The 18,658-nt window shown below is 70.2% G+C and carries 20 protein-coding genes; 17 read left to right on the top strand and 3 right to left on the bottom strand.

Translation table 11 applies throughout. The annotated features are described in order from the left end of the window. The 4 genes from VF612_RS05970 to VF612_RS05955 all read left to right on the top strand — a co-directional run. Positions 1-1,315: AAA family ATPase (locus VF612_RS05970; protein WP_408658939.1), on the top strand; the 1,315-nt coding region annotated here is incomplete at its 5' end. Between the two features lie 90 nt (positions 1,316-1,405). Then, positions 1,406-2,812: a WS/DGAT/MGAT family O-acyltransferase gene (locus VF612_RS05965; protein WP_408658938.1), complete on the top strand. Its 1,407-nt coding sequence runs from the start codon at positions 1,406-1,408 to the stop codon at positions 2,810-2,812. Positions 2,813-2,932: 120 nt separating this feature from the next. Next, entirely contained in the window at positions 2,933-3,934 is a 1,002-nt protein-coding gene (locus VF612_RS05960) for a patatin-like phospholipase family protein (RefSeq protein ID WP_408658937.1), read from the top strand. Beyond that, positions 3,931-4,431: a DUF6912 family protein gene (locus VF612_RS05955; protein WP_408658936.1), complete on the top strand. Its 501-nt coding sequence runs from the start codon at positions 3,931-3,933 to the stop codon at positions 4,429-4,431. The genes VF612_RS05960 and VF612_RS05955 overlap by 4 nt, the downstream gene beginning before the upstream one ends. Before the next feature lie 9 nt (positions 4,432-4,440). Here VF612_RS05955 and VF612_RS05950 read toward each other — a convergent pair whose 3' ends face one another. After that, positions 4,441-8,607, bottom strand: coding sequence for an FtsK/SpoIIIE domain-containing protein (locus VF612_RS05950; protein WP_408658935.1), 4,167 nt, complete (start codon positions 8,605-8,607; stop codon positions 4,441-4,443). A gap of 219 nt (positions 8,608-8,826) precedes the next feature. Between VF612_RS05950 and VF612_RS05945 the strand changes: the two genes are divergently transcribed. The 3 genes from VF612_RS05945 to VF612_RS05935 all read left to right on the top strand — a co-directional run bounded on the left by VF612_RS05945 (position 8,827) and on the right by VF612_RS05935 (position 10,340). After that, entirely contained in the window at positions 8,827-9,120 is a 294-nt protein-coding gene (locus tag VF612_RS05945) for a WXG100 family type VII secretion target (RefSeq protein WP_408658934.1), read from the top strand. A 37-nt stretch (positions 9,121-9,157) separates the two neighbouring features. Then, a complete protein-coding gene (locus VF612_RS05940; protein ID WP_408658933.1) occupies positions 9,158-9,733 on the top strand; it encodes a suppressor of fused domain protein in 576 nt (191 codons plus the stop codon). A 103-nt stretch (positions 9,734-9,836) separates the two neighbouring features. Then, a complete protein-coding gene (locus VF612_RS05935) occupies positions 9,837-10,340 on the top strand; it encodes a MaoC family dehydratase (RefSeq protein ID WP_408658932.1) in 504 nt (167 codons plus the stop codon). Positions 10,341-10,343: 3 nt separating this feature from the next. Here VF612_RS05935 and VF612_RS05930 read toward each other — a convergent pair whose 3' ends face one another. After that, the gene (locus VF612_RS05930) at positions 10,344-10,739 is read right to left on the bottom strand and encodes an NUDIX domain-containing protein (protein ID WP_408658931.1); all 396 of its coding nucleotides are present in this window, start codon (positions 10,737-10,739) and stop codon (positions 10,344-10,346) included. Between the two features lie 54 nt (positions 10,740-10,793). Here VF612_RS05930 and VF612_RS05925 point away from each other — a divergent pair, with 54 nt between their 5' ends. From VF612_RS05925 to VF612_RS05880, 10 genes are all read left to right on the top strand, one after another. After that, the gene (locus VF612_RS05925) at positions 10,794-11,423 is read left to right on the top strand and encodes a DUF6758 family protein (RefSeq protein ID WP_408658930.1); all 630 of its coding nucleotides are present in this window, start codon (positions 10,794-10,796) and stop codon (positions 11,421-11,423) included. 135 nt (positions 11,424-11,558) lie between these two features. Further along, positions 11,559-11,717 carry a hypothetical protein gene (locus VF612_RS05920; protein ID WP_408658929.1) on the top strand — a complete coding sequence of 53 codons (159 nt, stop codon included), beginning with the start codon at positions 11,559-11,561 and terminating at the stop codon, positions 11,715-11,717. Positions 11,718-11,744: 27 nt separating this feature from the next. Then, positions 11,745-12,296: a PH domain-containing protein gene (locus VF612_RS05915; RefSeq protein ID WP_408658928.1), complete on the top strand. Its 552-nt coding sequence runs from the start codon at positions 11,745-11,747 to the stop codon at positions 12,294-12,296. 144 nt (positions 12,297-12,440) lie between these two features. Continuing rightward, positions 12,441-13,322 (top strand): PHP domain-containing protein, encoded by an 882-nt coding sequence (locus VF612_RS05910; protein WP_408658927.1) that lies wholly within the window; start codon positions 12,441-12,443, stop codon positions 13,320-13,322. 182 nt (positions 13,323-13,504) lie between these two features. Further along, positions 13,505-13,753 carry a DUF6458 family protein gene (locus VF612_RS05905; RefSeq protein WP_408658926.1) on the top strand — a complete coding sequence of 83 codons (249 nt, stop codon included), beginning with the start codon at positions 13,505-13,507 and terminating at the stop codon, positions 13,751-13,753. A 54-nt stretch (positions 13,754-13,807) separates the two neighbouring features. Continuing rightward, positions 13,808-13,963, top strand: coding sequence for a DUF6131 family protein (locus VF612_RS05900; protein WP_408658925.1), 156 nt, complete (start codon positions 13,808-13,810; stop codon positions 13,961-13,963). Between the two features lie 236 nt (positions 13,964-14,199). Beyond that, entirely contained in the window at positions 14,200-14,805 is a 606-nt protein-coding gene (locus VF612_RS05895; protein WP_408658924.1) for an RNA polymerase sigma factor, read from the top strand. A 54-nt stretch (positions 14,806-14,859) separates the two neighbouring features. Next, positions 14,860-15,714, top strand: a complete 855-nt coding sequence (locus VF612_RS05890) for a hypothetical protein (RefSeq protein WP_408658923.1) — start codon at positions 14,860-14,862, stop codon at positions 15,712-15,714. Positions 15,715-15,802: 88 nt separating this feature from the next. Beyond that, positions 15,803-17,098 carry an LPXTG cell wall anchor domain-containing protein gene (locus VF612_RS05885; RefSeq protein ID WP_408658922.1) on the top strand — a complete coding sequence of 432 codons (1,296 nt, stop codon included), beginning with the start codon at positions 15,803-15,805 and terminating at the stop codon, positions 17,096-17,098. 26 nt (positions 17,099-17,124) lie between these two features. After that, positions 17,125-17,964, top strand: a complete 840-nt coding sequence (locus tag VF612_RS05880; RefSeq protein WP_408658940.1) for a RecB family exonuclease — start codon at positions 17,125-17,127, stop codon at positions 17,962-17,964. Positions 17,965-18,088: 124 nt separating this feature from the next. On the opposite strand, the gene VF612_RS05875 is transcribed toward VF612_RS05880, so the two are convergent. Beyond that, positions 18,089-18,658 (bottom strand): alpha/beta fold hydrolase (locus VF612_RS05875; RefSeq protein WP_408658921.1); only part of this gene is annotated, 570 nt, incomplete at its 5' end.

Raw genomic sequence — 18,658 nt, 5'->3', positions numbered from 1 at the left:
GCTGCTGGCGGAGTTGGGCCGCAGCGATGGCGGTGAGGGGATCACCGTGGTCCGGCGGTGCGTCGACCTCGTCGAATTGCTGGCGGTGGCCGGTTCCGGCCAGGTCGTCGCGGCCCTGGTCGATGCCCAGCTGCGGCGGCTGGACGCCGACGCCGTGGATCGGCTGGCTGCCGCTGCGGTCGCAGTCGTCGGGGTAGTCCTCCCAGGTGTCGAGGGCGATATCGAGCGGTTGCAGGACGCGGGCATCAGGTTCTTCGTTCCCTCCGATGCCGCGGCAGCGGTGTTCACCGCGGTGATCCAAGCGGCAATGGCCGAACGGTCGGCGTCGGAGGGTGTTCGATCCCAGCACGCCTTCGGCGATCCGGCGTTCGCGACCGGCTCGTCGATCTCTGACCCTCAGCGACGCGAGCCGGCTGGTCCAGGGACCGGCGGACGGTCCGGAGCGCGAACCGTGACGCCCGAGGATCCGGCCGAGCCGGCACGTGCCCGATCGGGAAAGGTGATCGCCGTCTGGGGTCCCACCGGCGCTCCGGGCCGCACGACGACCGCTGCCACGCTCGCCGACGAGCTGGCCCGGTTGGGCCAGCCGTCGCTGCTGATCGACGCCGACGTCTACGGCGGCGTCGTCGCTGCGGTGTTCGGATTGCTGGATGAGTCCCCCGGCCTGGTCGCGGCCTGCAGGCAAGCCCAGTCCCGCAGATTGGACGTCGAGGGCCTGGCGGCGCTGTGCTGGCAGGTCAGCGCGCAGCTGCGGGTGTTGACCGGCATCTCGCGGGCCGATCGCTGGCCGGAACTGCGTAGCACCGCGCTTGAGGCGGTGCTGGCCGTAGCGCGTGGACTGGCGGACTACACCGTGGTTGACGCGGGTTTCGCCCTGGAGACCGATGAGGAGCTGAGCTTCGACACGCTGGCGCCCCGACGCAACGGAGCGACCCTGGCGGTGCTGGAGGAGTCGGATCTGATCCTGGCGGTGGGTTCGGCCGACCCGATCGGCATGCAACGGCTGGTCCGGGGGCTGGGTGAGCTGCGGGCCGCCGTCCCCGACACCCCGGTCTGGATCGTGCTGAACCGGGTACGGCGCAGCGCGGTGCCCGGCAAGCCCGAGATCGAGCTCAACGCCGCGCTGCAACGGTTCGTCGGCCAGTCCAGCGTGGCGCTGCTGCCCTATGACCTGCCCGGACTGGATGCCGCGGCAATGGCAGGGCAGACCCTGGCCGAAGCGGCGCCGGCCAGCCCGCTGCGCTCGGCCGTCACGGAACTGGCCGTTGCGATCTGCGGTGTTCCCTCGCCACGGCGGGGGCGGCGGCGCAAGTAGCGTGTAACTGTCGGCTCCCCACGGTCCCGTCCGCCGGGCGTGCCCCGGTCCTCGCCCCCGGCGCTGCCCAGTGAAGGAGTTCTCGCAACCATGGCAGACAGGTTGAACCCGCTGGACGTGTCGTTCCTGTATTTGGAAGGCCGGACGACGCCGATGCATGTGGGCGGCCTGGCGGTGTTCGAGCCGCCGTCGGAAGGCTTCGACTACGACACGTTCGTGGACCTGATCGAGCGCCGGATCTCGCTGGTGCCGCGCTACCGGCAAAAGGTGAGGTCGATTCCGGGCCACCTGGCCAACCCGGTGTGGGTCGATGACGGTGACTTCGACCTCGGGTATCACGTCCGGCGCTCGGCGCTGCCGCGTCCTGGCTCCGACGAGCAGTTGCGGGAGCTGGTGGCCAGGGTGCAGTCGCGGGCGCTGGACCGCAACCGCCCGCTGTGGGAGATGTATCTGGTCGAAGGACTGGCCGGTGGCCGGTTCGCGGTGATCCACAAGACCCATCACGCGATGGTCGACGGCATCAGCGCGGTGGACATCGCCCAGGTCATCCTGGACACCACCCCGGCGCCGCGCGAGATTCCCGAGGACTTCTGGATGCCACGGCCGGAGCCCGGCTCGGCCACCCTGCTCATGGATGCGGTGACCGAGCTGATCCGGCGGCCTACCGCGGTAGCCGATACCGTCCGGATCGGCCTGGCGGATGCCCGGAACGTAGCGTCGCAGGTGTCGGCGGCGGTCACCGGCGTGCTGTCGGCCGCCCGGATCGTCGCCCGGTCTGCCCCTGATTCTCCGCTCAACAGCGTGATCGGGTCCCAACGCCGGTTCGCCGTGGCCAGGACAGAGCTCGAGGACTACCGGAAGGTGCGCAAACACCGTGGCGGCACGGTGAACGACGTGGTGCTGGCCACTGTGGCCGGCGCCATCAGAGGGTGGTTGCTCTCCCGCGGCGAGCCGGTCACGCCCTCGACGACGGTTCGAGCGATGGTCCCGGTCAGCATCCAGGGCGACAGCGACTCGGGGCAGCCCGGCAGTCGGGTGTCGTCCTACCTGGTGGACCTGCCGGTCGGTGAGGCGAACCCGATGGTGCGGCTGAGCCAGGTCAGCTATGCGATGAAGGCTCACAAGGAATCCGGCCAGTCGGTGGGCGCCGAGGCGCTGGCGGCGCTGTCCGGCTTCGCGCCGCCGACCCTGCATGCGTTGGGCGCTCGGGCGGCGAACAGCTTCACCCGACGGCTGTTCAACGTGGTGGTCACCAACGTGCCAGGACCGCAGTTTCCGCTGTACGCCTCCGGGGCCAGGATGCTGGAGATGTTTCCGGTGATTCCGCTGGCTGCCGGGCAGGCCGTCTCCATCGGCCTGACCTCCTATGACGGCGGGGTGTTCTTCGGCCTCAACGCCGACCGGGATGCGATGCACGACGTCGAGGTGCTCGGCTCCCTGATCGAGGAGTCGCTGGCCGAGCTGGTCGCCGCGTCCACTGCCGCCCGCCGGCGCTGATGTCAGCTGGCCAGCGGAGTCGATCGCTGACGAAAGCTCCGCACGAACGGCTGCGGTATGGCATACCTTGCCTACGGCAGGCTGGTGTTCGTCGAAGGCCCTGCGGAAGGGAACTGAGGGATGGCTGGTAGCTCCACGCCGGTCCGCCGGGCGTTCGTCTTCGGGAGCGGTGGCGTGCTCGGTTTCGCATGGATGGTCGGCACGCTCACCGCTCTGCAGCACGAGCTGGGGGTCGAGCCGGCTCCCCATGACCTGCGGGTCGGCACCTCGGCAGGGTCGGTCGTCGCCGGGTTGCTCGGCTGCGGCCTGGATGTCGATGGGATCCGCCGCCATCAGATCGGCATGCCGCTTCCGGAAGATCCGCCGATCAGCTGGAATTCCGACCTCGACACCGGCGGCAGCCGTCCACCCCGGCCGGTGTGGTGGCCAGGCTCGCCGCGGCTGGTGTGGGATGGCATCCGCCGTCCCACCAGCGTGTCGCCGGTGCTCGCGCTGTCCGGCTTGTTGCCCCGGGGAAGGGGCAGCCTCCAGCCGATCCATCGGATGATCGACAGCGTCCTCGCCGAAACAGCGGGCGCCGCGACCTGGCCGCCGCGAACCTGGATCGTCGCCGCCGATTACTCCACCGGCCGCCGGACGGTCTTCGGCCGCGAGGGCGCGCCGGTCACCGGCCTGGCAGACGCGGTCTGCGCCTCCTGCGCGATACCGGCCTGGTACGCCCCGGTGTCCATCGATTCCCGTCCGTACATCGATGGTGGAGCGGTCTCCAACGCCTCCGTCGACCTGCTTGCCGGACAGGATCTGGACGAGGTGTTCGTGCTCGCGCCGATGGCCGCCGTCGAGCCGGACAGCCCTCGTTCGCCGGCCGCGCGGCTCGAACGGCGGATCCGGCGGTCGATCACGCGGGGCATCAGCAACGACATCGCCGTGCTGCAGAAGGCCGGGACGCAGGTCACCCTGCTCACGCCCGGGCCGGAGGATCTGGCCGCGATGGGCGCCAACCTGATGAATCCCAGGCGCCGGACGGCGGTGCTGCACACCGCGATGCGCACGGCGGCCGCCACACTTCGGGAGCAGCAGAGACAGCAGGGCTTCGCGGTGCCGGAGACGGGTACCGCATGAGGGTCTACCTGCCAGCCACCTCCACCACCCTGGACACCCTGGCGAGCACCGGTGTGCTGGGCCCGGCCCCCTTGACCGGCTTCGCCGTGACTCCGGGCTTGCGGGAGTACTACCTCGACGACGATCTGGAAGCGCTGGAGTACGCGGCCTCGGCCGAGGCAGCCAGGGCGGCGCTGCGGCTGATCGCGGCTGATCCGGCCGCCGCGAGACGGCGGTTCGTGATCTCGGCAGATGTCGCTGACGGCTCGGTCGCCGTCCGGGATGACCTTGACCGGGGGGTCGTCCGAATAGCTGTGGAGATCCCGCTGGCCTGGTGCGCCTCAGTGCACGCCGATGATGCCGAGGCCGAGGCCACGGTCGCCACCGCCGCGGAGCAGATCGACGCTGCGGACCTGGGTGATCCCGCCGCCGAGGAAGCAGTCGATGACGCCGAGGGCTTCGAGCTTTCCTGGTACGCGACGCAGGAGATCGAAGACCTGCTCGCGCAGTTGCGCTAGCTGCCCGCCTCATATCGCTACCTGCAGGGCCAGGCCGTCGGGCGCCGTTCGGCGGACCGCGTCGGTCACCAGCAGCCCGCGTCCCGGTGGAGCAGGCGTCCGATGAGGACCTATTCGGATGCCGAACAGGTCACCGTCGGCGGGGCTCGGCTGCAGCAGCAGGCCGGTTCGGCGTCGGCGCATCGTGGCGGCCGGTCCGCGAAAGCTCGTCGCCAGGTCATCCGAGCGTGCTCCGGCTATCACCGCGGCACGGTGGCTGGTAGCGATCTCGGTCAACAGGCTTCCGCTCGCGGTGTCGGTGAACTGCTCCGCATCGTCGATGAGCACCACCTGCCCGGCGAAGGCATCGCAGGCCTCACCCCGGTGGACCGGCCCATCCGGGGTGAGGACATCGAGGCCCTGCTTGCTCGCCCAGGCCGCGAGCAGCGATCGCGGGGGAGCGGCGACCAGAACTTCCAATCCGGCCTGCAGCGCTTGGCGGGCGATGACGATGGCTGTGGTGCTTCGACCGCTCAGCGGCGGGCCGGAGATCAGGAATCTGGCGTGGTCGGCGAATAGCTGTTCCCAGATCGGATGGGCGTCATCGCCACCGACGCCGAGCAGGCACTCAGCAGGTTGATCGGGCAGTTCCCCTTTGAGGGTGTGACGACCGGCCGGCCAGAACGCCAGATCTGTTTGGCGGATCGATGCCGGCAAGCTCCTGAGCCGGATGCTCGGCCCGCCGGTCGGAGGCGCCGAGCCAGCTGGGCTGATCCGGCGCACGGCTGCCCGCTCGGTCCCGTCGCCCTCAGCACTGGCGAGCAGGGCCAGCTGGATCTCAAGGCCATCACCGGCGCTGACGGCCCGGCCAGGCCCGAACCGGATCGGAAGGCTCGCCGCGCTCAGCCCGGCGCTGACGTAGTCATGGCGATCGTTGAGCGCGAGCAACAGCTTCTGATTGAGCGCAGGGCCGACCCGCAAACCCAGCATCGCCCGCCCGCCCGCGATCAGCACCGTGATCCCCACCGCTGCGCCATCACGCAGCAGGCGGAGCAGAGCCTCCACCGACCGGCCCGCGTCGTAGTCGTCACTGAGCGAGGCGAACCCTTCCCAGCCGTCCAGGGCCACCACCATCACCGGCAGCGGCGTGCCGGCCAGATGCGCCTCGGCCAGAGACCCGACACCCAGAGCGGCCAGCATGCGTTGCCTGGCGCTGACCTCTTCGACGAGTTTGGCGCTCAGCCGTGCTACCGCGCTCGGGTCGTCGCGGTTCACCACCGCCCCGCAGTGCGGGAGATCGGAGAAGTGCTGGAAGCTCTGGCCGGAACAGTCCAGCACGTAGAGGTGAAGCTGATCCGGACGGAGTTGTTCGCAGGCTCGGCCCACGAAGGTGTGCAGCGCGCTGGTGCGCCCGGACCTCGGGCCGCCGATGTAACCGATGGATCCGCCGTGGGTCAGATCATGGGTTGCGGCGAACTGCCGCTGCCGGCCGGGATCATCGGTAAGCCCGAACCGGATGCCGAACGGCGCTGCCAGATCCATGCCGAGTTCGGAGGTTGTCAGCCGGGCAGGCAGCGGTGGCAGCCATGGACGTGGGGGCAGCGGTCGCTTCAGCTCGGCGACCGCCTCCAGCATCGCTGCTCGCAGCAGGTGGTCCTGGGCTAATTCGGGGGCGGCAGCAGGCTCGCTCCGGTTCCAGGCATCCAGCGTCGTGATCGTGACCGGCTCGGGGGCGAGGACCCGCCGCCCGGTTCGTGCGGCCTGGAACTCGATCAGGCCGTCAGCCAGACGGGCGAAGCCGCGTCCCGGCTGGTTCTTCGGAACTCGGTGGGCCACATCGCTGCCGAGCACGTCCTGTGATTCCGCCGCCTCGGTGACCCTGAGGGCGATCCGCGAAGAGATATTGGCCCGTATCTGCGGAGAGACCACACCGGCCGGCCGCTGGGTGGCCAGCACCAGATGCAGGCCCAGCGACCGGCCGCGTTGGGCGATCCCGATCAGGCCGGAGAGGAAGTTCGGCAGCTCCTCGGCCAGATAGGCGAACTCGTCGACCACTAGGACCAGCCGCGGCAGCGGGGGGAGCACGTGGAGCGGTGATCGCCGGTAGTCGTCGAGGTCAGCGACGCCGGCCTCGGCAAAGGCGGTTTCCCGGCGGCGGATCTCGGCATTGAGGGAGGTCAGGGCGCGACTGGTCAGATGGCCGTCCAGGTCGGTCACCAAGCCCAGCGTGTGCGGGAATCCGGCACATTCGGCGAAGGCAGCCCCACCCTTGTAGTCGATCAGCACGAAGGCGACGTCGTCCGGGGCATGCCGGGTGGCCAGTCCGGTCACCAGGCTGCGCAACAACTCCGACTTGCCCGAGCCGGTGGAGCCAGCGATGAGCAGGTGCGGCCCGTCCCGCAGCAGGTCGACTTCCACCAGGCCGCTCGACGCGATTCCGATCGGTGTGGCGGCTGGCGCCGGCACAGCCCAACGGCGCAGCAACGTCCGCGCGCTGACCTCAGCATCTCCGAGCAGGTCTGCCAGCCAGACCTGGTGGGGCAACTCCGCAGCGGCGATCGAGTCCTCGTCGCGCAGCGGGGCCAGCGAGCGTGCGAGCTGGTCGGCCCAGCGCGGCGAGACCCGGTCGGGAACGGCGAGCAAAGCCGACCGGCCGGCCTGGCGGAGTTCCATCGCGGAGCCGGTCTCGGACGTGAGCACAGCCATTGACCGGCACGATGGCGGCAACAGCCGAGCCTCCTCATCGACGCACACAGCGGTCACGCCCACCGCCGGGCCCTGTTCCAGCACCGACCCAAGGGCTTCCAGACCAGCCAACCCGCTGGCCCGGTCCAGCAGCACCACGATCCATGAGCCGGGCCAGCTACCGCCGGAATGGTGAGCTCGACGGTCGGCGACGATGCCCGTCAGCTCGGCCAGCAGCGCGCGGCGCCTGGCCGGCTCGGTTGCGACGGCCTTCACCGTCGCACGTGCCCACCTGAGCCACCGCCATTCATCGAGGTCACCGTCCAGCAGCGCGACCACCGAAAGGTCGCGCGGCGAGTGCAATGCCAGCAGCTGCCCCAGCACCAGACGCGCCGAGCCGCGCGCCAGTGGCAGCGGCCCCGCCACCCCGAGCGGGCCATCCAGGAGCGACACCGTGGCTGGCGCCACCGCGATCACTTCGGGCGGCAGCAAGCGCCCGGAGCTCGATGCCGCGGTGCGGGCGGGCTGATCGGCGGTCCCCAGCCGGACAGTGAGAAACGCCGTGTCGCCGGGGCGCCGTTCCCACAGCCGGCAGTCCGGCAGGCGTGCGGCCTGCAGCACGGCAGCGGCGTCGGGGAAGTCGTGGCTCCGACGGCTCCGCTCCGCTGCCAATCGGGTATCGAGCTCAGCGCGGACGGCCGCGTCGGCCTGCGCGTGCGATGCCCGTGCCTTGGCGCTGCCTCGACGCCAGTGCCTGCGCTCGACCGCTGCCGCGGTCAACACGGTGACCGGGCTCAGCAGCGCGAAGGCGAGGAATTGGTTGTTGTGCAGAACGATCGCGCAGCCGACACCGAACGCGGCTGGCGTCAGCGCGGTCAGCCATTGCAGGCGAGGCCGGTGCCCAGCGGCCGGTTCAGAGGGAAACTCCACGGGCTGATGCGGGATCGGCTCCGGGATGCGGGGTGATCGATGCACCAGCAGGCCGCCCTTGCCGTCGGCCGTGACCGCCGCCGGCGGCTCGGAGACGGCCTGAACGCACAGCCGTGATCTGCCGATGGCGAGCATCTGACCCGGCTGCAGAGGCTGGAGCTCCGATGTCACCGGCGCGCCGTCGAGCCAGGTGCCGTTGGTGGAGCCCAGATCATGGACCGAGATGCCGCGCAGGTCGACCAGAAGCTCGGCGTGCCGTCGGGAGACGTCCGGGTCGTCGAGCCGCAGGTCAGCCTCGCAGGAGCGCCCGATCAGAAGGCGGCCGCGGGGCAGAGCGATCAGCTGGCCGCTGTCGGGGCCGCTGACGACCCGGAGCTGCAGCGCGGAGCCAGCCGGTGGCGGCCGGGTGCCGCCGGCGGCCATGGTGATCACGCATCCCGATCGCAGGCCGGGATCGCCCAGCAAGGCCGTTGGCGGCAAGGGCCTGCCCGCGCTGAACAGCGCAGTCGTCGAGGGATCGGACATCACATCGCCGAACAACGGCCGCAGCTGCTCGACCGTCGCGCCGCCCTCGGCGGCCACTTCGATGTCTCGTTCGCGATCCCCTGATCGGAGCGTCACTGTCACCTGCATGGCTGTGAGTGTTGCCGGTTCAGCGAGCTGGGCGGCTGGTCAGTTGTGCTTCTGTGGATAACCGACGCTTATCCACAGGAGCTCGTTCTCGACGCCGATCGGCGCCCGAATACCCCTACGGTTGAACGGATTCAGCCCACGGCCGGACATCCACGGAAAGGACCACACATGACGGGTTTGAAAGTCTCGCCCCAGCAACTCAGCACCTTGGGCGGCAGTTGCGCCCGGACCGCCATCGACATTCGGGGGCAGCAGGTCAGCCTGAAGACCCAGTTGACGCCGCTGTTCGGCGCCGACTGGTCAGGTGCTGCCGCCACCCAGTTCGCAGCGCTGTACGAGCAGTTCAACAAGAACGCCGAAGGGCTGACGGCCGCTCTGGAAGGCATCGGCAGCCTGCTCAACCACGCCGGCCAGAGCTATGCGGCCGTGGAGGAGCAGATCGCGGCGTCCTTCCGGGGCTGAGCCGAGTCCGTCGGTGGCCGAGCGATAGCGTCCAGGGATGCCTGGCTCTCCGGACATCCTGCAGCGTGTCGAAGCCGCGTACCGCCTGCATTTCGAGGTCGCGCCGGCCCGGGCCTCGGTGTCCTTCCTGGGCCTGGATCCGATCGAGATCCTCCGCTATCCCGAAGGCCGCCTCGATCACTACCTCAGCCTCGGCATGTCGCGGCATCCCATGTCAGACCCCGGCGAGGCGATGATGGCGGCCGAGGACGGTCCACGGGCGGAGTTGTTGCTGTCGGCAGCCGGTCGGCCGGAACCACTCTGGCGCAACCTGGCCGTGCTTGCCGCGGCTCCGGCGGTGGAAGGGGTGGTGTATCAGGTGGGTAACCGGGTTGACCTGGGTGAGCCGCTCTGTTCGGGCTCACGGTGCACCGGCGGGGTTCTGGCCGCCGCCGCGCTGCAGCCGATCGCGGTGCCGGACCTGGCCGCTGTCCACGTCCTGCGGGTGCTGCCCGCCACCCAGACCGAGCTGGCCTGGGCACGGGTGCACGGCAGCGAGCAGCTCCAGCAGCGCTGGCTGACCGCCGGGACCGACCTGACCGACCTGATGCGCGACCCGGTCGAACTCGGCTGATCGGGCGCCGCCGGATCGGTGACCAAGGGCACCCGCCGGAAACCGGTCTCCGGCAGGGCAGGTCCGGCACGATAGCAAGCAAGCCAACCGCGAGGAGGTAGCTGTGCAGTTCGGTCGTAGTTATGAGGAATTCGAGGTGGGAGCGACCTATCGGCACTGGCCGGGCAAGACGATCACCGAAGCCGATGACCACCTCTTCTGCCTGATCACCATGAACCACCACCCCCTGCATCTGGATGCCCACTATGCCGAGACGACGACCCAGTTCGGGAAGAACGTCGTGGTGGGCAACCTGGTCTACTCGGTGCTGCTGGGCCAGTCGGTGGCCGACGTCTCCGGCAAGGCCATCGCGAATCTGGAGATCGAATCGTTGCGCCATGTGGCGCCGACGTTCCACGGCGACACGATCTACGGCGAAACCGTGGTTCTGGACAAGTGGGAGTCCAAGTCCAAGGACGACCGCGGAGTGGTCTACGTGGAGACCAAGGGCTACAAGCAGGACGGCACGGTGGTCTGTCTGTTCCGGCGCAAGGTGATGGTGCCCAAGCAGAGCTACCTCGACGCCCGTGGCGGGGAGCAGCCCGGCAGGCCGGCGCCGAGCAGTTGATCGCTAGGCCGGCAGCAGGCTCCAGCCGGCCAGCGCCTCCAGCAGGCCGGCAGCCAGCGGCAGTCCGGTCATGCCGGCCAGGTCGAACCACCCGGCATCGGCGGCGTCATCGCCGGCCAGGAGCGTGCCACCCATAACTCGACAGAGAAAATCATCGATGACGTAGATGCCGCCACCCGGCGCCAGCCGGTGCACCCGCCCCGCCCAGCGGATCACCTCGACCGCAAGGCCGGTTTCCTCGGCGACCTCGCGCACGCAGGCGGCCTCGGGAAGCTCATCCGGCTCGCACCTGCCGCCCGGCAAGGACCAGGTCGATGCGGCGGGCGGCTTCGATCGCAGGATCAGTAGCAGCCGTCGGCGCTCGTCGAAGACGATGCCTCCGGCGGCCGCGATGGACATGGCCTGAGTGTGCCCGAATTGACGAAGCCCGGGGATCCAGGGCACCTTGTGGAGATGGGTTCGTCATGGTGCCCCAGGTGCGGCAATGATCTGGTAGCCCCGACCGAGTACGACAAGACCTGGCGATGCTCCAGACACGGGCAGATTCTGCCGCTGACCATCCTGACCAGGATCGACGAGCCTGCGATCCACCACGTCCGCGACCATGCCGAGGTGCCGCTGTGGCTGCCCGACCCGATGCCGGTGGGATGGGTGCTGACCGGCCTGGCCACCGTCGGGGACGCGCCGGGCGGATACCGGGCGACGGTCGTGTCCCTGCAGGGCCCGGCGCCGCTCGGAGGCGTTGGGGAGTGGCTGATCGTGGCCGAGGAGCCAGGCATCGGGCTGGGGGCGAGCTACGCCGGCGCCGCGATGGCGGCGCCACCGCCGGTGTCGACGGAGTTGCCTGCTGCCAAGGTGCATGCTCTGGGCCATCCGACGCCGCTCTGGCCGGTCGCGGACAGCCATGCCGACCGCAGCGCCTACGTGGGCGAGGCCGCCGGGGTGTGGCTCTGGCTGATCAGCTTCCCCGCCGATGCCGGCTACGCGGTGCTCGAGGATCTGGCCGTGACCGATCTGCGCGGCCAGAACCTGCCGATCCTGGAGACAGGGGAGTTCTCGCTGCGGCTCAGGCCGGGGCACTGACGGCCGTCCCCGTCACGAGGAAGGCAGCAAGCAGCCACTGGGAGCGCCTCCCACTCAAACCCTGCGACGTCCGGTAGACACATTTCGACCTGTGGTTGGGAGCAACTGCGTCGGACTGGCGTCGAGGAGTCGAGCGTGGCCAAGAAGATCGGCATGTGGCTTCTGATCGCGTTCCTCATCTTCTTCGTGGTGAACTCGCCCGCCGATGCGGCGGCGGTGGTGAAGAGCATCCAGCACCTGCTCGGCCAAGGGTTCGCCAGCATCAGCGAGTTCATCCGGAGCTTCCGGGACTAGCCCGGCGGGCGCAGGCGTCGCAAACCCATGAAGGACCACGACAAGTACCTGATCCCCTCCGAGCGGGCGGTCGTGGTCACCCGGCGGCACTGGGCCAGCCTGACCAAGGTCGGCGCGAGTTGCGGCGCGGTGTTCCTGGTCTCCCTGCTCATCGTGCTCTACCTCAGCGAGGAGCAGTTCTTCGCCGTCATCGGAGTGCTGGGGCTGCTCGGAGCCCTGGGCTGGTTCGGCTTCGCCTGGTGGTTCTGGGCCACCGAGGAGTTCGTCATCACCGACAAGCGGGTCCTCAACGTCAACGGCGTGATCACCCGGCGGGTCGGGATCATGCCGCTGACGAAGGTCACCGACCTCACCTATGAACGTTCGGTGATGGGCCGGCTGCTCGGCTATGGCGTCTTCGTCATGGAGTCGGCCGGCCAGCACCAGGCGATGAGCCGGATCGAATACCTGCCCAAGCCGGACCTGCTCTACCACGAGGTCTCGACCCTGCTGTTCGGGCCCGACTCGGTGCTCAACATCCGCAGGCGCCCCGACACCGCAAGCGATCATCCGACGGAGCCGCTGCCTGCGGTGGACTGAGCCCGCTCGCCGGCCAGCCCGCTCGCCGGCCGGCCCGCTCGCCGGCCGGCCCGCTCGCCGGCAGCCCGCTCACCCGCTGGCCTGCTCAAGGCCCGCTCACCGACCGGGCCGTACACCGGCCGCACGTCCACGTAGGGTGTCCCGATGATCGATTTGCACGCTCACACCAGCGCCAGCGACGGCAGCGACACCCCGGCCGAGCTGATCGGCAACGCCGTGGCGGCCGGCGTGCACACCCTGGCCATCACCGATCACGACACCACCGCCGGGTGGAACGAGGCGATCGCGGCGGTAGAGCAGCTGGAGGTCGCCTTCACCCTGATCCGCGGCACCGAGTTCTCCTGCATCCACGACAGCGACGGCGTCCGGATCAGCCTGCACCTGCTTGGTTACCTGTTCGATCCGGAGGCCGAGGCGCTCAAAGCCGAACGTGCCCGGATGCGCGAGAGCCGGTTGGGTCGCGGGGAGGCGATCGTCGACGCGCTGGTCGCCGCCGGCTACCCGATCAGCTGGCAGCAGGTCATCGACATCGCCGGCGGCGGCGCCGTCGGGCGTCCCCACATCGGCCAGGCGCTGATGCAGGCCGGCGTGGTCGACAGCGTCACCGACGCCTTCGCGCACCTGCTGTCCAGCTCCTCGCCGTACTACGTGCCCAAGCGCGAGATGCCCGTGCAGCTGGCGATCGAACTGATCCGGCAGGCCGGCGGGGTGCCGGTGATCGCCCACCCCTGGGCCCGCAAGCGGGGCCGAATCCTCGATGAGGCTGCGCTGCGAAGCCTGGTGGAGCCCGGCCTGCTCGGCATCGAGGTCGACCATCCCGATCATGAGGCCGCCGACCGGGCTCGGCTGGCCGAGCTGAGCGCTGAGCTCGGCCTGTTCTGCACCGGGTCCTCCGACTACCACGGCACCCGCAAGGCGGTCCGCCTGGGCGCCGAAACCACCAGCCCCCAGTCCCTGCAGCGGCTGATCGGCCTCGCGACCGGGATCGACGTGGTCCGTTCCGAGCCGGCCAGGAAGGCGGGTTGACCGGGACGGGTGTGACAAAACTGGGCGCCCGGGCGCTGATGGGGTGAGGTGAACAGACACCTTGAGGACCCATAGGTCAACCGTCGTCCCGGCGAGTACGGAATCTCAGCCGGACAGCCGGGCACATCGCTGCTAGCGCGAGGTGCCCCTGCCACGGTTCTATCCCGGACAAGGAGTCATTCATGAGGATAGGAGCCAGTCTCTTCCTGATTGCCTGCGGCGCAATCCTGACGTTCGCGATCACCAAAGAGGTGAACGGGATCGACCTCAGCACCATCGGGGTGATCCTGATGATCGTGGGCATACTTGGGCTGCTGATCACCTTGGTCATGCTGAACACGCGACGCCGCACCGATGTCATCCACCGGCGCAGTGGCACGACCGTCATCGAGCCGGGGGATCCGGTTGACCCGGTCGATCCTCGGTACTAGTTCACCACCCGCACGACTCCGTCCGTACCTACCGCACACTGCCTGGAGGCACTAGTGATCATCCTCGGAATCATCCTGCTCGTGATCGGGCTCATCGCCGACATCAGCATCCTGACCTGGTTGGGGATCATCCTGCTCGTGATCGGAGCCATCCTCGCCATCATGGGTGGCATGGGCCGGGCCGTCGGCGGCCGCAGGCACTACTACTAGACCGGCTGCGGTTCCCCGCGAACCCCGAGCCGTCTGCCGAAGGCCCGTCCGTGAACACGGATGGGCCTTCGGGCTTTATCCACAGGCTGACTCCCGCCGCAGATCGACACGGCGCATTAACCCTCAATATCCACCTGACGGGTAGCTGATCCGGTACCGTCTGCCGAGTTCGGTCTGCGAGATCGACCCGAGCGGCAAGGTGGGTGCGTCGCTGTGAACCGCACATGCTGACTCGGGTGCGCCCTGAGGGCGAAGACCTACCCGATCATCGGCCGCTCCTGGCGCCGGTCCGCACCGACGATCAGCTGACCGCGATCGTGCTGGCGGCGCAGGCAGGCGAGGAAGAAGCCTTCAGCGAGCTGTATCAGCTCGTACAGCCAGGGCTGTTGCGGTATCTGACCGTGCTGGTCGGCCGGGATGCCGAGGACATCGCCTCCGAGACGTGGCTGCAGGTGTGCCGTGATCTGGACACCTTCATCGGCGATGCTGACGGCTTCCGAGGCTGGGTGGCGACGATCGGCCGGCATCGCGGGCTGGATCACCTGCGCAGCCGCAGCCGCCGGCCCGGTGGCCTGGCGCCCTGGGAGGCGCTGCTGACGTTGGCCGGCCACGACGACACCGCGGTCCAGGCGGAGGAGGCGCTGTCCACGGCGGCGGCGGTGAGCCTGATCGGCGCGCTGCCGCGAGAGCAGGCCGAGGCGGTGCTGCTGCGGGCGGTCATCGGGCTGGACGCCAAGAGCGCCGCCGCCGTGCTGGGCAAGAGCCCCGGCGCGGTCCGCACCTCGGCCTATCGCGGCCTGAAGAATCTGGCTGCGATGCTGGAGCAGGGCCGTCCCGACTGAGTGATATGCGCTGCGGTGTGACAGATGCTCCCATGTCGGCGCTGAACAGATGTCATGGCCCACGCTCACGACCGCAGGTCGCCACGCCATCCGGACGAGGACGAGCTCGTCCGGGCTGTCGATGACTCAGCCGCGCTGCGGCAACTGCTCGCGGCCGCCTCGGCGCCCCCATCGACCGCAGAGTTGAAGGGCCGCTCGCAGGCGATCGCCTCCTTCCGGGCGCACCGGACGCGGTCCGCCGAGGCCCATGCCGGGACGGCTCGCCCGGGCCGTGCGGGCCAGCCACGCCTCACCCGCCGGTCCTCAGCGCGCCTCACGGTGGCCTGCGCGGCGCTCCTGACGCTGCTGGGGGGCACCGCCGCGACTGCCGCGGCCGGGGAGGTGCCGACGGCGCTGCGAAACGCCGTGTCCGGCATCTTCACCGAACCCCCGCCAGCCGGTGACCGGCCCTCTCCCATACCTACCCGCCCCGCCGAGCACCCGCTCCAGCCCGGACCTGGCCGAACGGCGCCGACCCTGACCGGCCTGCCGTCATCGACCGCGGGCGCGGCTGCCCAGCGCCCGCAGGCGGGAGCCACGGCGCGCCAGCTGGCCGGTCTGTGCCGTGCCTACCGCGCGCGCCAGGCCGGCGCGTCGCCAGCGGAGGTCCTGGCCAGGCCCGGCTTCGGTCCGCTGATCACGGCAGCCGGCGGGGCGCCGAAGGTCGCCGCGTCCTGCGCCGAGTCCGTCGGCGCCGCGTCCCGGAGCGCCGGGCCGGGGGCAGCTGCCACCCCCATCGGACGGCCGACCGCAGGCACGCGGCCCACCGCAGCCGTCCAGGGTCACCGGCGCGGCTCCGGCGCCGCGCCGGCCGCGGGCCAGGCCAAGCCGGCTCCCCAGCACGGAACGGGCGGTCACTCCAAGCGCTGACCGCACGCCGACCTCAGCCGGGGTCGGCGCGCCTGTGGATGAACGAACAGGCATCGGCGGCTGGCCACTAACATGGACCGGTGACCAGATGGGGATGCCTGTGAGCCGGCTGCGGGCGACGGTATTGCTGGCTGTGGCACTTCTTGGCCTGCTGGTCGCGACGGCCGGTCCAGCCTTCGCCGATGTCGATGAGGCGATCAGCACCCTGCGCTCTGCCAACCTCTACGTCGATCCGGCCGCCGACGCCAAGGTGGACGAGGGGGCCGCCCGATCGGCGTTGAACTCCTCGATCAAGATCGCGGTGCTGCCCAGCGATGCCGGCAACGCGGGCCAGCTTGCGGCCCAGATCGGCTCAGCCGTCGATAACGGCAGCCCGCTCACGGTGGCAGTGTTCGTCGGCCGGACGTTCAACGCGGCCTCCAGCGATCTGTGCAGAGGCCGGGCCAGCCAGTTGGCCAGTCGGGCGGTGGCCGACAACCGCGATCAGCTGAGGTCCAACGGCGACCTGACCGAGACGATCAAGGACTTCGCCGACCTCGTCGATGCCGCGCCCAAGGGCTGTGCCACCGGCTCCCGGGGCGGCGGGGACACCAGCGAGGACACCGCGTCGACCGGCGGCAGCGGCTGGGCGACCCTCGGAGTGCTCGGAGTGCTCGGAGCCGGTGGCGTCGGCGCGCTCATGTGGCGTCGCAAGCGCAAGGACAAGCAGGCGCTGGCCGACGCCCGGGCCCTGATCCAGCCTTACTACGACCGCCTCGCCGCCGACGTCTCCTCGTTGCAACCCGGCAGCAACCCCACCGCCCGGCAGGCGCTGGCCGACGCTGCTGAGCGGTACAACTCCGGCGGCTCACAGCTGGCCACGGCGACCAGCCTGGCGCAGCTCGGTGGCGCCCGGCGCAGCATCCTGGAGGGCCTGCAGGCAGCCAGGACCGCCCGAGAGGCGCTCGGCCTCGACCCCGGCCCGGAGCTGCCCCCGCTCGTCGAGTCCGCCGCCCCGCAGCTGGCAGAGGCCCAGGAGCTCGATGTCGGGGGCCAGACCGTGCGGGGTTATCCGGCTTACACCCCAGGAGCGCCGTACTACTTCGCAGGAGGCGGGGGATATGCCGGCGGGTGGTACTCGATGCCGTTCTGGCAGACCCTGCTCATCGCCGAGGCCCTGTCCCCGGGCTGGGGCTGGGGTTTCGGCGGCTGGGGCGGCGGTTGGGGCGGCGGTGGCTACGGCACCGGTTATGACAGCGGTTTCGAAGCCGGCCGGGAGTCAGCCGAGTCCGACAGCGGCGGCTGGGGCGGCGGCGACTGGGGCGGCGGTGGCGGCGACTGGGGCGGCGGCGGTGGCGACTGGGGCGGCGGCGGTGGCGGCGACTCGGGTGGTGGCAGCTGGTGACAGCCGGTCCCGAACAGCTCGAGCTGATGGGGCTGCCTCGGCCCCTGTTCGCGGCGACCCCGTCCAAGCTGGCCAACTTTGACTGCCCGCGGCGGTACCGGATGACCTACCTGGACCGGCCGAGCCCGCCCAAAGGACCGCCGTGGGCGCACAACACGGTCGGGGCTGCCGTGCACCTGGCCCTGGCCCGGTGGTGGCAGCTGGAACCGGCGCGGCGGACACCCGAAGCCGGGGCCACGCTGGTCATCCGCAACTGGCAACACGACGGTTTCGCCGGCCGCGAGCAGTCCGAGGCCTGGCGCGATCAGGCCGCCGACTGGGTAACCGGCTACCTGGCTGACGAAGCTGGACGCAGCGATCCGCGGCGGGAGCCCAGGGGAGTCGAGCGCACGGTGGCGACCCGGACCGATCGGTTGGCGATCTCCGGCCGGGTGGACCGGATCGACGAGCGGGACGGCGAGCTGGTCATCGTCGACTACAAGACCGGCCGCTCCCGGCTGGATGCCGACGACGCCCGGGGCTCGCAGGCTCTGGCCCTGTACGCGGTCGCCGCTGAGCGGACGCTGCATCAGCGTTGCCGCCGGGTCGAGCTGCATCACCTGCCCACCGGCGAGATAGCCGCCTTCGAGCACACCGACGAATCGCTGAGCCAGCACCTCAGGCGTGCCGGGGAGACCGCGACCGACATCGTCGCCGCAACCGACAAGGTGGCCGGCGGGGCCGAGCCGGAGCAGGTCTTCGCACCGGTGCCCGGACCGGGCTGCAGCTGGTGCGACTTCCGCCGACACTGCCCCGAAGGACAGGCCGCATCACGTCCGAGGGCCAGTTGGGACGGTCTGGGGCTGCTGGATTCCAGTCAGCCCTGAGCCGGAATCCAGCCCTGAGCCGGAAGCCCGCTGATCCGGGATCGAGCCCCTGGGCCGGAATCCAGCCCTGACCCGGGATCCAGCTCCTGAGCCGGAAGCCCGGCTCAACCGACCGGTCAGCGCATCACGGCAGGGTGCGCCAGAACTCCAGCAGCGCTCGAAGGGTCGCCCGCGGGTTCTCCACCGCCGGTGAGTGCGCCGCAGCGGGAATCACGGCATGGGCGGCGCCCAACCTCCTGGCCATGTCTGCCTGCGTCGCCGGCGTCCAGGCGTCATCGGACTCACCGTGCAGCACCAGCATCGGCAGGCCGGTCCGGGCCAGCTCATCCGTACGGTCCTCGACGGTGCGAAGCTCCTGGCCCATGACCTGCAAGCCGACCGGGTCGGTGGCCATGAACCGGGTCCGCAGGAAGTCCCGCAGGGCCGGTGAGGACCGCGCGTACTTCGGGTCGGCCTGGGCGCTGGCTTCCAGCTGGGCCCACAGCCCGGCCATGCCTCGGTGGGCCAGCACCAGCTCGCCGGCGTCAAGCAGGGCCCGCCGCTGGCCGGTCACGGCAGCCGGACCGGAGCTCATCAGCGTGAAGCTGTCGAACAGCTCCGACTTCGCCAGCACCGCGGCTCGCCCGACCAGCCCGCCGAGCGAATGCCCCACCAGATGCAGCCGCGACCCGGCCGGCGCCAGCTCGGCGGCGAG

This window comes from Jatrophihabitans sp. (assembly GCF_036388195.1).
In the GTDB taxonomy this organism is placed as follows: domain Bacteria; phylum Actinomycetota; class Actinomycetes; order Mycobacteriales; family Jatrophihabitantaceae; genus Jatrophihabitans_A.
The sequence above is the reverse complement of the archived record's forward strand: the minus strand, read 5'-3'. Positions and strand labels throughout refer to the sequence as shown.

Bases quoted from the DNA above. Each gene is read 5' to 3' on its own strand.
- VF612_RS05965 (WP_408658938.1), top strand. From the start codon at position 1,406: ATGGCAGACAGGTTGAACCCGCTGGACGTGTCGTTCCTGTATTTGGAA.
- VF612_RS05960 (WP_408658937.1), top strand. From the start codon at position 2,933: ATGGCTGGTAGCTCCACGCCGGTCCGCCGGGCGTTCGTCTTCGGGAGC.
- VF612_RS05955 (WP_408658936.1), top strand. From the start codon at position 3,931: ATGAGGGTCTACCTGCCAGCCACCTCCACCACCCTGGACACCCTGGCG.
- VF612_RS05945 (WP_408658934.1), top strand. From the start codon at position 8,827: ATGACGGGTTTGAAAGTCTCGCCCCAGCAACTCAGCACCTTGGGCGGC.
- VF612_RS05940 (WP_408658933.1), top strand. From the start codon at position 9,158: ATGCCTGGCTCTCCGGACATCCTGCAGCGTGTCGAAGCCGCGTACCGC.
- VF612_RS05930 (WP_408658931.1), bottom strand. From the start codon at position 10,739: ATGTCCATCGCGGCCGCCGGAGGCATCGTCTTCGACGAGCGCCGACGG.
- VF612_RS05925 (WP_408658930.1), top strand. From the start codon at position 10,794: ATGGGTTCGTCATGGTGCCCCAGGTGCGGCAATGATCTGGTAGCCCCG.
- VF612_RS05915 (WP_408658928.1), top strand. From the start codon at position 11,745: ATGAAGGACCACGACAAGTACCTGATCCCCTCCGAGCGGGCGGTCGTG.
- VF612_RS05910 (WP_408658927.1), top strand. From the start codon at position 12,441: ATGATCGATTTGCACGCTCACACCAGCGCCAGCGACGGCAGCGACACC.
- VF612_RS05905 (WP_408658926.1), top strand. From the start codon at position 13,505: ATGAGGATAGGAGCCAGTCTCTTCCTGATTGCCTGCGGCGCAATCCTG.
- VF612_RS05890 (WP_408658923.1), top strand. From the start codon at position 14,860: ATGGCCCACGCTCACGACCGCAGGTCGCCACGCCATCCGGACGAGGAC.
- VF612_RS05885 (WP_408658922.1), top strand. From the start codon at position 15,803: ATGGGGATGCCTGTGAGCCGGCTGCGGGCGACGGTATTGCTGGCTGTG.
- VF612_RS05880 (WP_408658940.1), top strand. From the start codon at position 17,125: ATGGGGCTGCCTCGGCCCCTGTTCGCGGCGACCCCGTCCAAGCTGGCC.